Below are 12,528 nucleotides of genomic sequence, written 5' to 3'. Positions count from 1 at the left end.
CAGACAAAGGCGTTACCAGGAATACAACTGGTGGCGCCTTTGTGCTATTTCCCCCAGTTAACGAGAACTTGTCAGCTGACGCTTGCCTTCATCGAGATATCCCTTCTGAACCGAATCCGAATCAGGCGTAGCCGCTCATATAAGGTCTCCGTTCCCGCAGCTTCTTCATTCTCGCGCTCTTGACCATACACTCGCTGCAGCACCGGCTTCAAGAACGTATCTCCAAGTTCCTCAAATGCCTTCCATATCTCTGCCTGCTCTTGATGGCTCATCTCGCTCAATTCGAACTGAATAAGACGCTCGGTATCATATCCGTCCTTCTCCAATTCTTCCAATTGCTCCACCAGATCGCGCCTCGATAGTGAAGTCCGCTGCTCTAGCTCGGATAATGAAGCTCCTTCAGCGATCGCCAGCAACATCGTTCTGCGGATCCGGAAACGGTCCAGCTCCTGCTTGTATCGCAGTTCCTTCTGCTTGTAGAGCCAGGAATGAAACGCATCCTCGGATAACTGCTCATAAACCCAATCCAAAGGAAATCCTTGCTTCCGCTCTGCCTTGGCCGTCATCTCCAGCCACTCCACGCCATATTCGGAAACTTTGGTTGTGCCAATTCCCGGAAGCTGCAGCAGCTCATTCTCGGTCAGCGGCATAAATGCGCTAATTAACCTAAGTACACGATTGCTTGCTATAAAATAAGGTGCCTTTCTGCCTGAAGCGGCCTTTCGACGTCGCCACGCACATAGTTCCGTATATAACTCCTCAGATCCGTACAACTCGCTGTAACAATACAGCTTCTGCGAGTTTATATTCCGCGCACCACCCTCATCAGGCTCGTTAAAGACTCCCTCGATCATCGGCCGGTAGCCTTCCCCGAGTTTTCTGGCCAGTTGATGACGGTATACATATAACAGCTCATTCCATGAATTTCCTTCATACCAATCATCATCCGACTCTTCGCCATCCGGCTCCAAATCACGCCAGCCCAGTTGCCATACTCCTTCCTCTTCACCGATCCACACCTGTGCCAAGCAGAGATGGCCCGCCTCATCCGTACGGCTCATCTGATTCATGAACACAATTTGCATCCCATTACCTCCTCATTCATTACAGCATAATTCTTTACAACGCCAAAAAAGCACCCTTTCCCGCCGCAGCGTAGAAAAGGTGCTTCCCGTTCCCGAAAATTATACTGTTATCTATATAATACCATAAATGGTCATGTAATCAAGAGCAGATTCGCGATGCGAATTCATCTTATGCCAGAACGGTGTCAGTTTCGTCCAAGGCAAGTTTAGCCAGCGCCAGCGCACCGCAGATTCCGGCATTGTCACCGAGCCCAGGCGGCACGATGTATTGACCGATCTCCTCATTCAGACTAGCATGCGGCACATACCCTGCCAGCAGTTCCTGGAGTTTCTGCTGGATGAGTCCGAACAGATGCTGCTGCTTCATGACACCCCCGCCCATAACGATTCGCTGCGGAGACAGCACCAAGACGTAGTTCATGAGAGCTTGCGCGAGATAATATGCCTCCATCTCCCATGCCGGATGGTCCGGTGTCAGCTCAATCCCTGGCACGCCCCAACGTTTACTTAACGAAGGTCCTGCAGCCAGCCCTTCCAGGCAATCTCCATGATATGGACATGTCCCTTCATACGAATCATCCGGATGGCGACGTACTATAATGTGTCCCATCTCCGGATGAGACAAGCCGTGGATCAGTTGTCCAGACACAACAGCGCCGGCGCCGACTCCTGTTCCGATCGTTATGTACAAGCAGCTATCCAGCCCCTGTGCCGCTCCCCACGTATATTCTCCAAGCGCAGCGCCGTTCACATCGGTGTCGAACCCGACAGGAACACCGAACCGCTCTTCCAACGCCTTTACGATATTATAATTGCTCCAGTGCGGCTTGGGCGTCGTAGTAATACAACCATATGTAGGACTGCCTTTCACAGGATCGATCGGACCAAACGAACCCACACCGATCGCTGTCAGCTCCTTACTCGCAAAAAATTCAAAGACCAGGGCCATCGTTTCCTCAGGCGTTGTCGTGGGAAAGCTAACACGCTCGACGACCGTGCCGTCCTCTGTTCCCACACCGCATACAAATTTGGTTCCACCAGCTTCAATTGCTCCAAGTAAAGCCATTCTGTTTTCATCCTCTCCACAATGCTGTTCTATAGATTCTTGCAATATATCATTTATTCTAACAGGCAATACAAGACCCCAGGCCTCTTTATTTCCGCTTCTGTTCGCTCTTCCTGCCTATGCCGGAAGCCGCTAGCAGCAGCCATGAGAACAGGATCATGAACCCGGTCCATGCCCATGCCAGGCGCGAATCTCCATTTCCGACGGCTATGTATATAGCAATGGGCAAAGTCTGGGTTACGCCGGGAATATTACCGGCCACCATCCATGTCGCCCCAAATTCGCCAAGCCCCCTCGCAAATGCCAAGATATACGCTGAAAGTGCGGCTCTGCGTACCAGTGGGAACGTAATCCAGCGAAACACCTGCCACTCGCCTGCCCCAGCCGAACGGGCTGAATCCTCAAGCTCCGCGTCAATGGATTCGAAGCCGACCCTCATGCTCTGGTATACCAGCGGAAAGGACACGACGATAGCCGCAATAACGGCAGCTCCCCAACTGAATATGACCGGTTTGTTAAACAACCATTCAACCGCTGCTCCGATCCAGCTGTTCCTGCCTAGAAGAACTAGCAGCAGGAAACCGACAACCGTCGGGGGAAGTACAAGCGGAAGCATCAATACAGTCTCTACGATCGATTTACCTGCAAACGAACGTCTGGACATCCACCTTCCGCGGCAGATCCGAGTATAAATGCCAGGATGCTGGCTAATAGTGAAGTTTTAAGAGAGAGCCAGACGGGCATCCAGAACATGTCCATCCCGTTCACTGTGACCCCGATTCCTCCACGATGATAAATCCAGCTTGGCTAAAGATTTGCTCCACTTCCGGCATATTCATGAACTCCAGAAATCGACTTGCTTCATCGGGATGACTGGCTTGATTCGGTACGGCAGCGGGATATTCGATAGGTCGATGCTTGTCAGGGTCAATCGTTATCACCTGTCTTACCTTGGTCGAATGCTGAATATCCGTGCTATAGACGAATCCTGCATCCGCATTGCCAGACTCCACATAAGCCAGCACTTGCGTCACATCCTTCCCGTATACCGCCTTTGTCTCCACTTCTTCCCATAGCCCTTCATTCTGAAGTGCTTCCTTCGCATATTCGCCTGCTGGTACCGTATCCACTTCACCAATCGCCACAATGCGCACGTTCGGTTTCAACAGATCCTGCAGTTGGCTTAAATCATTGCTAGCGGCTGACTCAATCAAGACCAAGGAATTACGCAGCATTAATTGAACCGCGTCCGCATCTACGATCCCTTTGTCGATCAGGCGATCCATCGGCGCATTCGCAGCAGAGATGAATAAATCTACGGGTGCCCCTTGCTCAAGCTGCTGTGCAAGCGCCCCTGATCCACCGTAATTATACCGCAGCGTAATGTGCGGATACTGTGTCTCGAAGAGCTCGCCTGCTTCATCTAATGCGCTTTTAAGGCTCGCTGCCGCTGAAATGGTCAATTGTATCGGTTGTGGATTGGACTCGGATTCAGTTGCGTTAGAATCTGCTGGCGATTCTGCAGCACCACAAGCAGACAAGATAAATACAATGACAACTAATACACCGGCTACAAATCCTCTTCCTCTAGTTGATGGACTAAACATGACTCAGGAATTCACCGCCAGCCCAAAGAGATGCCCGAGGCTCTTCATTTCAAGTTCCTCCAGCTTCGTTAACGCACGCTCGTGATCGACAGAGAGGACACATATATCCAATTCGCAATCCATCGGCACCTCACAATGGATAGCAGCTAGTGTGCGCGATAAATGCAGCATTTCCATATCGGCTTCGATCTTGGCTCGAACTCCCTTCGCAAGTGCATCAAGATTGCTCAGAATACCATCGATGGATTCATATTCCTGAATCAGCTTCATCGCAGTCTTCTCCCCGATCCCACGCACGCCAGGGTAGTTATCACTCGTGTCTCCCATAAGTCCCTTAACATCAATAACCTGATGAGGGAGCAGTCCTTTCTCTGCATACAAAGATTCAGGAGTATAGACCATATAGTTGCCATGGCCTTTTTTCATAATGATGACAGACGTTGTCGGACTAACCAATTGCAGTAGATCATGATCACCGGACAAAACCATGACGTTCATATTCTCACCGAACCGTCTGGCTAAAGTTCCAATGCAATCATCCGCTTCATATCCTACAACTCCCAGGTTCGGTATGCCAAGACACTCTGTTACATCACGTACAAGAGAAAATTGCGGGATGAGATCATCCGGTGCCTCCGGGCGGTTTCCCTTGTATGAAGCGAACTGTTCCGTGCGGAAGGTCTTGGAGCCCATATCCCAGCAGCAGGCTACATGCGTCGGCTGAAACTTGTCAATTGCATCCCACATGTAGCGCAGGAATCCGTAAATCGCATTCGTCGGCACGCCGGATTTCGTTCGGCGGATGTAGCCGCTGGAAGCTGTTGCATAATAAGCTCTAAATAATAAAGCCATCCCGTCTACAAGCAGCAAGGATGGTTGCTGATTCGGTATCACGTTATAAATCGCTCCTAACTGGTTAAAAACTTCGTACGCCATATAATATACTTCGTCATTATACCACAGCCGACGCGACGATTGGACAAGCGCTCATATCCTTATGGCATGGTGCATATTTGCAATCACGAATACACAGCATTAGCTGTTCGTTACTTTCCCCATGATGCCTGATATTGTTCGGCCTTAAATCCAACCGTAACTTGGCTGCCGTCCGTTACAATCGGACGTTTGATCAAGCGGCCATTCGAGGATAACAGCTCGATTTTTTCCTTATCCGTTAGACCAGCCAGCTTGTCCTTCAAATTCATTTCCTTGTAGACTTCTCCGCTCGTATTAAAGAACTTTTTCAGTTCCAGTCCACTTTTAGCGATCAGATCTTCTAACTCGTCCGTTGTCGGTGCTTGTTCAAAAATATTCTGGAGGCTCAGCTCATACCCCTCGTTCTGAAGCCACTTCACTGCATTACGGCAAGTACCGCATTTTGGATATTGATACACTTTCAGTTGGTGCATAGATGGATGTCTCCTTCGCTAGTTGTTATGAAATTAAGACAGGCCTTGATCTTCGAGTATAGCTTGAAGCGTCAAGAGATCCTGAGGGAGAGGAGCGGTAAACGTCATCCGCTTTCCTAGCATTGGGTGGTATAGGGAAAGACTTGCAGCATGCAACGCCTGCCTCCCTATGCGTTCGTTCAAGTTCCTATCAGCTTCAGACTGCTCATGCTCAGGGTGATGATACATCGGGTCGCCTATCAGCGGATAACCGATGCTCAGCATATGGACTCGAATCTGATGGGTTCTGCCGGTTTCCAGCTTCAGCTCTACCAGAGAAGCATGCGGGAACGTGCGGCAAACCTTGTAGCGTGTTAATGACGGATATCCGGCAGGAGTGACGATGCGGCGATGCGGTTCCAGCGGGTCCCTGTCAATAGGGCCCGTTATATCGCCCTCAGCGCAATCAAGCTGCCCATGCACAAAAGCGATATATTTTTTGTCCACGCTCCCTGCGATCATCTGCTCCGAAATATGCTGATGGATATAGGGATTCTTCGCCACAACCAGTACGCCTGACGTATCCTGGTCCAAGCGATGCACGGCTCTGAAGCGATAATTCCAGCCTTGCTCGTTCCAATAATGGACAACTCCGTTTGCCAGAGTGCCCGTATAGTGTCCATGTGTTGGATGCACGACGATTCCAGCCGGTTTGTTCAGCACAAGCAAAGCTTCATCTTCGTACAGGATCGAGAGCTCCATTGGCTGCGGCATGATGTCATCCGAGCGTTCCTGTTCCATATGGAGTTCGATCCGATCATCGGCATGTACCTTTACGCTAATGAATACACGGGTGCCGTTCAACATAATTCCCCGCTCCGTCAGTTTGAGACGGGACATTAGTTTGCGCGATACGCCCATTCTCCTCTGAAGCACGGTCTTTAATAGCATGCCTTCATCTTGTGTCGTTACATTATAAGTAATTGGCGGATAGTACAAACTCATGAATTAACGGAACACCTTCCCGCTCCGCTCATACTCTACGTCCGGTACGCCGGCGTGCACATTTGCTGCACGAGCTGCCACAAAGAAATAATCGGACAGGCGGTTTAAATAACGGCGCACCTCCGGATTAATCTCAATGCTCCGCTCCAAGGTAACCGTTAACCGTTCAGCTCGCCGACAGATCGTACGGCATACGTGCAGCGCTGATGATAGGGCACTGCCGCCAGGCAAAATAAATCGTTGCAGCTCAGGGTTATGCTCTTCCCATGCATCCAGCCATGCTTCGAGATTGTCTACCAGTTCTGCGTGAACCTTCAGCTTGTCGTCGCTTGGTCTTGCATACGCAAGATCAGACCCACAATCAAACAGCTCGTGTTGGATACGAATTAGCTGCAGCTGCATCGCTTCCCACTCTTGTTGTTCAGCCAGATATACCGCTTGCCCAACGAAGCTGTTTAGTTCGTCAATCGTACCGTAAGCCTCGATTCGCGGATCATCTTTCGAGACTCGTCCCCCGATAATGGACGTCTGACCCGCATCTCCCGTTCGCGTGTATACTTTCATCTTATCTCCTCCTCCATGCATGCTTCACGTCTTTATGAAGCGTATTACATCTCATTATGTTTCACTATATCATATTTCAGAAGTACGATCTCATAACAAGCAGGGCTACCCTTGAGTCGTTCTCAAAGGATAGCCCTGCCATGAATGTCTCATATATGAACTCAAAAAAAGATAACGTTAAATTACAGCTTCTTCTTCGGATTGGCCCTCATGTACTCGTTGATCTTCAGATCAAGCAGGCTGCTGATCTCAATGACGATCTCAGAAGTGAAAGATTGTTCTTCCAAGAAGATTTGTTCCATCTTGCGGCGAAGCATGTGAATTTCGTCTTCCAAGGTTAACTCTTGAGGGTTGGCTTTCGCTGATTCAATTGACCATTTACCGTGATTGTTGTCTTCAGCCGCATAGTCACCACGATAGTTTGACAATTCGTAATCACAAAACACTGGTGATCCCTCCTTGGAAAGTTAAAATCTGCTCCCAAAATAAAATTATAACATGTTTTTCACCGAATAAAAGTAAATTTTTTGTTAATTCAAGGAAAAGAAGCAGTCTTTATCCTTACATTAATTTTTCCACAAATCTGCCCATTCTTTCCAGCGCTTCGTTCAGCTGTGAGATGGACGTGGCATAAGAACAACGTATGAATCCTTCTCCCCCCTGCCCAAAAGCGGTCCCGGGTACGGCTGCGACCTTGGCTTCTGTCAATAAACGCTGTGCGAAATCATCCGACGACAGCCCTGTTCGTTTAATGCTTGGGAAGGCATAGAAGGCTCCTTGTGGTTCGTGGCAATCCAATCCGATGTCACGCAGTCCCTGAACAACGAGACGTCTGCGCTGGTTGTAGGATTCCACCATTCGGTCTTTCTCCCCCATACCGTTGCGCAGTGCCTCTAATGCGGCTACCTGGCCCATTGCCGGCGCACACATCACGGTGTATTGATGAATCTTGAGCATCGCGCTGATCAGATCGGAGTGAGCACATACATATCCCATGCGCCAGCCTGTCATCGCAAAAGCTTTGGAAAACCCGCTCACCAGAATCGTTCGATCCAGCATACCTGGCATCGCGGCAAAACTCACGTGCTGACCTTCATATGTAAGCTCCGCATAGATTTCGTCAGAGATCACGATCAGGTCATGCTTCTCCACAAGCTCCGCAATCGGCAGCCAATCCTCATAGGTCATCGTTGCACCTGTCGGATTGCTTGGGTAACACAAGATTAGAATTTTCGATTTCGGCGTAATCTGAGCTTCCAGCGCCTCTGCCGTTAACTTGAATTGATGTTCGGCTGTTGTCTCGATTCCGACAGGAACACCGCCGCCAATGGACGCGATCGGCGAGTATGAAATATAGCACGGTTCCGGTATCAGGATTTCATCACCCGGTACAATCAAGGCGCGCAAAGCCAGATCGATAGCTTCGCTTCCTCCGACTGTTACCAAGATCTCGCTAGCAGGATTGTATCGAACGTGAAAGCTGTGATCCAAATATTCTGCGATCGCTTCCCGGAGCTCTGGCATGCCTGCATTCGATGTATAGCCTGTGAACCCGCGTTCTAGCGAATAGACGCAGGCTTCACGTACATGCCATGGCGTAACAAAGTCCGGTTCTCCTACGCCAAGCGTAATGATATCTTTGTTACCACTAACAAGATCGAAAAATTTTCGGATACCGGATGGTTGAATGTCCCTGACTCTAGGCGCCAAATAGGAACTCATGGATTTTCTGTTTTTTTCTGCAAGCTGCTCTTCATTTACAATCATAGCACACGCTTCCTTTACGGCGAGATCAGGAGACGATTGTCTTCTTGACGCTCTTCAAAGATAATCCCGTCTTGTTTATATTTTTTTAAGGTAAAGTTTGTTTTGGTTGACAATACTGAATCAATCGGAGATAGCTTCTCCGATACAAAATTGGCTACTTCTCTGAGGTTGGCCCCTTCGACCTCAACCAGTAAGTCATATGCCCTGACATCAGATAGACCGATTTCACTTGGGGAAACAGATAGATTCTTTCGGCGATTCCTTCAAAACCCCGACCGCGTTCAGGCGTTATTTGGACTTCGATCAAAGCCGTTACCTTCTCGTCCTCCACCTTGCCCCAATTCACTACCGTGGCATACTTGACGATCACATGGTCGCGCTCCAGTTCTGCAATGGAGGTCTTCACTTCTTCCTCATCCACGCCCAGAAGCGTAGAGAGCAGAGCCGGCGATCTTCTCGCATCTTCTTTCAGCAGGTTAAGCACCTTCAGTTTTAATTCGCTTAGCTCTTCCATATACGCATCCTCCAGCATGTTTTTTGAGTCATCTCGGGATCGAGATTAATACTAATATTACAATAACTCACACGGGATGTGCAAAAGAAAAAAACCGAAACACGTCCAGAAGCGAGCCTGGAGTGACTTTCGGTTTTGAATGCTGAGTTGGATTGAAGCTGCGGGTTACATATAAGAAGTAGGTGTCACATTTGAAGCATGGGCGTTGATATTCCCGCGAGACATCGCACCAATCCCGCTGGTCTTCTGCTGGATCGTATCGTGTGCTTTCTGAATGGATTGCTGAGCCTGCTTGTGCTGTTTATCCACGTCATACTTCAGCGCAGTTGGCCCCATCGTGTACATATTATTCTGTTTCATCATCGTAAAAAATTCGCCCTGCAATTTGAGCGTATCGGCTGTCAGATCCGTGAACATCTTCCGGATATCGGGACAAGACGATTCGGTAGTAGCGGTCGTGTATTCACGCACGGAACGTTTCAGTTCACCCAGAATCGGATCAAGAAGATCCTCCTCCGGCAAGAAAGAACTACCTTGGTTGGTATTCATATCGAAGTCCTCCTTCATCATATTAGGCTTGGGTTAGTCGTGGTTACTGAGCTGCGTCGGAGCAACGCTGCTATGAGCTTGCAGGGAGTTAACCAGCATGTCCAGGTGTTGCTCATGACGGTTAACAAAACCGAGCAGCGCTTGCTGAATCGCCGGGTTCTGGGTAGCAGCCGCTGTTGCGGCACAATGCTTCGCCAGCATCGTCTCATTCGAGATGCAATCCATGATATAGTCCAATTCTTTAGAGGACAGAGGCTCCAGTTGGTGGTTAGGTGTCATGTCATTCGTTCCCCTTTCCATTTAAGTTGCACGATAGCTAGTATGTCTCAAGCGCGCCCTAACTATGTTTTAAAAAATCAAGATCATAAACAAATCTTGAACGCACACAATAAATCCATGACCCATAGCTCGATGAGGAGGAAAATAAGTCATGCTATTAACCGGCGGCATTACCCCCTGGAAATATCTGAATACGGAACCGGTCCGTTCATACCCCACTTTAACGGAATCGATCCGTTGTGATGTCGTTGTGATCGGTGGCGGCATTAGCGGCGCGTTAATGGCTTATGTGTTGAACAAATCAGGTGTTGATACTGTGCTGTTGGAAAAAAGGAACGTATGTGAAGGCAGCACCTCTGCCAATACTGGATTGCTGCAATTTAGTAATGACAACTCGTTAACCGAGCTGATCAAGCAGTTTGATGACCATAGAGGAACCACCTTCTATAAAATGTGCCGTACCGCTGTGAAAAGACTGGCCACTATCGCCGGAGAGCTCTCTACGGATCCCTCATTTTTTCCGAGAGCGAGCCTGTATTACGCCAGTTCTCCTGACGATGCCGGTATGATAAGACAGGAATACGATCTGCTGAAACGAAAAGGCTTTGAGGTCGAGTACTGGGATCGACAACGAATAAAATCTGCCTTTCCATTCTCTAAAGAGGCCGCCATCTACACCTATGGTGATGCAGATGTCGATCCTTACCGCTTCGGTCATGCATTGCTGCATGAAGCGAGCTTGAACGGATTGCGCATCTATGAGCACAGTGAGGTTGATCATATTCTTTACACGAAAGATGATGCTACCTTGTATACAAATAACAGCAGCTATGTCCTGGCTCAACAGGTCATTTGGGCAACCGGATACCTTACACAGGAGTGGAAGCCTGACAATCAGGCCATATTGAAGAATACGTATGCCATTCTGACTGAGCCTGTACCCGATCTGTCTTCATGGTATGAGAAATCCTTACTATGGGAAACGGCCAGACCCTATCTCTATTTTCGAACAACCCCGGACCAACGGATTATTGCCGGAGGACTCGATGAACCTCTTCCACCTTCCGGCAGACCTGAACAGTATGCCGCTGTCCGAGGGCAGCAATTGCTTGAAGAGATCAGACGATTGTTTCCAAACCTTAATGACCGCCTGAAGATCGCCTGCAGTTGGGCAGGCATGTTCGCATCCACCAAAGACGGCATTCCGCTGATTGGTCGGCATCCGGAATATCCGCACAGTTTTTTTATCGAAGTGTATGGCGGCAACGGAACCGTCTATAGCATGATCGCAGCCGACTTGCTGGCACAAACCATCACCGGGAAAGAACCGGAAGAGCTTAGCTGGTTCTCGTTGACACGCTCGGTCGAACTATAAATCCAATAAGAAGGCGCTTGCCGGGCAAACAGCACGCGCCCTCTTCTATTTATATGATGCATCTTTCCTCATGGACTTCCCGCTTGTCCGATGCTCTTCGTGAAACAGTCTGCGCATGAATATCCATGATCCAATCGGAGCCATACCGAGCAGGAGCAGCAATAGCGTGACCGTTAACGAATCCTGCCGAAATGATAAGACAAGAATGAAGATGAGCAAGCCCGATATACGGCCTATGGTCAAGCTCAGTTCACGAAGTACCACCAATTCCACACGCAGCTTAGCACTCTCCTCGTTGATCCCCATCAGATCGAAACTAAGGGAAGTTGCGGGCATCATATAGAGTGGTATGAACAACGCGGTTCCAATCCCAAGTATGAGTAGTGTAACGTAGTTTACGGATAACAACAGCGGCAGAATGACGACGAATACGAGCAGTGCACCGATGAACATCCCGCGCTTGCGGTAGCTCGGCTTGAACCATTTTCCGCATAGCCAGTAGCTGACAAGGGACACCGCCGAAGTAATCAGCGCGAACTGCCCGAGCTTCGATTCCTGACCGGTGGCCACGAATACAAGCACCGAGATCAAAAACGAGAATACGCCTTCTCTTAATCCCTGGAACACGAGTCCAAGTGAAGCATGTCTCCAGATACTGTCCTTTTTCATACGTTCTACGGCTTCCAACCAGCGATAATCCCGTTGCACCGGTCTTTTTTGAAGAAAGAAACTGAACACCACACTTACGCCAAATATGATTAAGGACACAGTGAAGATAAATCGGTATCCTTGATCTCCATGCATCCACGTAATTACCCAGCCTGCGACCCACGGACCGACGATGCCCGTAAAGGAGCCGAGTAGCCCCAGCCAGCCATTGAACCAATCCCGATTGGATGCGTTCGATATTTCGAAATATACGACGTTAAAGGCCAACCAGAACAAACCGAGCGATATCCCGAAGAGCACGCCTAGCGGCCAGATAAAATTAACCGCCTCTTTACCAGCCCAAAGCACGCATAAGTAGAATATGCCTGACATCGCTATGCCCAGACGCAGTGCGTTCATTTTATTGAACTCTTTGACCCATTTGCCAGCACCCCAGAACGTGAGTCCGAGTGCTAGCTGTTGTGCGATCGTAAACCAACCAAGCATCGTGTAATCCTGACGGCTTTTCCATAAATACACATTAAGAAATGTACCTGACAGCGCACTCGCCAGTAGAAATAAACCATGAACCGACAGCAGCAGCACGGCTTGGGGATCCTTCGTCCATCGCATTCCACGATTCCTCCCTCACCCTTTAGCTAGTAAGTCCACGGTATTCTG

General features: G+C 49.1%; 13 protein-coding genes and 2 pseudogenes. 1 reads left to right on the top strand and 14 read right to left on the bottom strand.

Going from position 1 to position 12,528, the window contains the following annotated elements; genetic code table 11:
* Positions 1-71 precede the first annotated feature (71 nt).
* From JCM10914_RS07760 to JCM10914_RS07700, 13 genes and pseudogenes are all read right to left on the bottom strand, one after another.
* On the bottom strand, positions 72-1,085 hold the full coding sequence (locus JCM10914_RS07760) for an HRDC domain-containing protein (RefSeq protein WP_023959283.1): 1,014 nt from the start codon (positions 1,083-1,085) through the stop codon (positions 72-74).
* A gap of 169 nt (positions 1,086-1,254) precedes the next feature.
* Complete coding sequence (locus JCM10914_RS07755; protein WP_023959282.1) at positions 1,255-2,151, bottom strand: ROK family protein; 897 nt, start codon at positions 2,149-2,151, stop codon at positions 1,255-1,257.
* A gap of 88 nt (positions 2,152-2,239) precedes the next feature.
* A pseudogene (gene modB, locus JCM10914_RS07750) lies at positions 2,240-2,910 on the bottom strand (molybdate ABC transporter permease subunit).
* A gap of 5 nt (positions 2,911-2,915) precedes the next feature.
* A complete protein-coding gene (modA, locus tag JCM10914_RS07745; protein ID WP_023959279.1) occupies positions 2,916-3,758 on the bottom strand; it encodes a molybdate ABC transporter substrate-binding protein in 843 nt (280 codons plus the stop codon).
* A gap of 3 nt (positions 3,759-3,761) precedes the next feature.
* Positions 3,762-4,694, bottom strand: coding sequence for a 5'-3' exonuclease H3TH domain-containing protein (locus tag JCM10914_RS07740; protein WP_370570224.1), 933 nt, complete (start codon positions 4,692-4,694; stop codon positions 3,762-3,764).
* Positions 4,695-4,804: 110 nt separating this feature from the next.
* Positions 4,805-5,167: an arsenate reductase family protein gene (locus JCM10914_RS07735; RefSeq protein ID WP_023959275.1), complete on the bottom strand. Its 363-nt coding sequence runs from the start codon at positions 5,165-5,167 to the stop codon at positions 4,805-4,807.
* A gap of 33 nt (positions 5,168-5,200) precedes the next feature.
* Positions 5,201-6,151, bottom strand: a complete 951-nt coding sequence (locus tag JCM10914_RS07730) for an RluA family pseudouridine synthase (RefSeq protein ID WP_023959273.1) — start codon at positions 6,149-6,151, stop codon at positions 5,201-5,203.
* A 3-nt stretch (positions 6,152-6,154) separates the two neighbouring features.
* Positions 6,155-6,715: a cob(I)yrinic acid a,c-diamide adenosyltransferase gene (locus JCM10914_RS07725; protein ID WP_023959271.1), complete on the bottom strand. Its 561-nt coding sequence runs from the start codon at positions 6,713-6,715 to the stop codon at positions 6,155-6,157.
* 182 nt (positions 6,716-6,897) lie between these two features.
* Positions 6,898-7,161, bottom strand: a complete 264-nt coding sequence (locus JCM10914_RS07720) for an aspartyl-phosphate phosphatase Spo0E family protein (protein ID WP_023959269.1) — start codon at positions 7,159-7,161, stop codon at positions 6,898-6,900.
* A gap of 115 nt (positions 7,162-7,276) precedes the next feature.
* The gene (locus JCM10914_RS07715; RefSeq protein ID WP_023959267.1) at positions 7,277-8,482 is read right to left on the bottom strand and encodes an aminotransferase class I/II-fold pyridoxal phosphate-dependent enzyme; all 1,206 of its coding nucleotides are present in this window, start codon (positions 8,480-8,482) and stop codon (positions 7,277-7,279) included.
* 14 nt (positions 8,483-8,496) lie between these two features.
* Positions 8,497-8,996: pseudogene (locus JCM10914_RS07710) on the bottom strand (Lrp/AsnC family transcriptional regulator).
* A 165-nt stretch (positions 8,997-9,161) separates the two neighbouring features.
* Positions 9,162-9,545, bottom strand: a complete 384-nt coding sequence (locus JCM10914_RS07705; RefSeq protein WP_023959263.1) for a spore coat protein — start codon at positions 9,543-9,545, stop codon at positions 9,162-9,164.
* A gap of 33 nt (positions 9,546-9,578) precedes the next feature.
* Complete coding sequence (locus tag JCM10914_RS07700) at positions 9,579-9,824, bottom strand: hypothetical protein (protein ID WP_023959261.1); 246 nt, start codon at positions 9,822-9,824, stop codon at positions 9,579-9,581.
* Positions 9,825-9,975: 151 nt separating this feature from the next.
* On the opposite strand from JCM10914_RS07700, the gene JCM10914_RS07695 reads away from it, so the two are divergent.
* Positions 9,976-11,199 carry an FAD-binding oxidoreductase gene (locus JCM10914_RS07695; RefSeq protein ID WP_023959260.1) on the top strand — a complete coding sequence of 408 codons (1,224 nt, stop codon included), beginning with the start codon at positions 9,976-9,978 and terminating at the stop codon, positions 11,197-11,199.
* Between the two features lie 45 nt (positions 11,200-11,244).
* On the opposite strand, the gene JCM10914_RS07690 is transcribed toward JCM10914_RS07695, so the two are convergent.
* The gene (locus tag JCM10914_RS07690) at positions 11,245-12,480 is read right to left on the bottom strand and encodes an MFS transporter (RefSeq protein ID WP_023959259.1); all 1,236 of its coding nucleotides are present in this window, start codon (positions 12,478-12,480) and stop codon (positions 11,245-11,247) included.
* Between the last annotated feature and the right edge of the window lie 48 nt (positions 12,481-12,528).

Origin of the sequence: Paenibacillus sp. JCM 10914 (assembly GCF_001315105.1) — a bacterium.
GTDB lineage: Bacteria > Bacillota > Bacilli > Paenibacillales > Paenibacillaceae > Paenibacillus_AQ.
Note: the sequence above shows the minus strand (reverse complement) of the source record. Positions and strands in the feature narration are given on the sequence as shown.

What these genes read in the sequence shown, in the direction of transcription:
- modA (WP_023959279.1), bottom strand. Translation starts at nt 3,758, where the DNA reads ATGTTTAGTCCATCAACTAGAGGAAGAGGATTTGTAGCCGGTGTATTA.
- JCM10914_RS07730 (WP_023959273.1), bottom strand. Translation starts at nt 6,151, where the DNA reads ATGAGTTTGTACTATCCGCCAATTACTTATAATGTAACGACACAAGAT.
- JCM10914_RS07725 (WP_023959271.1), bottom strand. Translation starts at nt 6,715, where the DNA reads ATGAAAGTATACACGCGAACGGGAGATGCGGGTCAGACGTCCATTATC.
- JCM10914_RS07755 (WP_023959282.1), bottom strand. Translation starts at nt 2,151, where the DNA reads ATGGCTTTACTTGGAGCAATTGAAGCTGGTGGAACCAAATTTGTATGC.
- JCM10914_RS07690 (WP_023959259.1), bottom strand. Translation starts at nt 12,480, where the DNA reads ATGCGATGGACGAAGGATCCCCAAGCCGTGCTGCTGCTGTCGGTTCAT.
- JCM10914_RS07700 (WP_023959261.1), bottom strand. Translation starts at nt 9,824, where the DNA reads ATGACACCTAACCACCAACTGGAGCCTCTGTCCTCTAAAGAATTGGAC.
- JCM10914_RS07735 (WP_023959275.1), bottom strand. Translation starts at nt 5,167, where the DNA reads ATGCACCAACTGAAAGTGTATCAATATCCAAAATGCGGTACTTGCCGT.
- JCM10914_RS07715 (WP_023959267.1), bottom strand. Translation starts at nt 8,482, where the DNA reads ATGATTGTAAATGAAGAGCAGCTTGCAGAAAAAAACAGAAAATCCATG.
- JCM10914_RS07740 (WP_370570224.1), bottom strand. Translation starts at nt 4,694, where the DNA reads ATGGCGTACGAAGTTTTTAACCAGTTAGGAGCGATTTATAACGTGATA.
- JCM10914_RS07695 (WP_023959260.1), top strand. Translation starts at nt 9,976, where the DNA reads ATGCTATTAACCGGCGGCATTACCCCCTGGAAATATCTGAATACGGAA.
- JCM10914_RS07705 (WP_023959263.1), bottom strand. Translation starts at nt 9,545, where the DNA reads ATGAATACCAACCAAGGTAGTTCTTTCTTGCCGGAGGAGGATCTTCTT.
- JCM10914_RS07760 (WP_023959283.1), bottom strand. Translation starts at nt 1,085, where the DNA reads ATGCAAATTGTGTTCATGAATCAGATGAGCCGTACGGATGAGGCGGGC.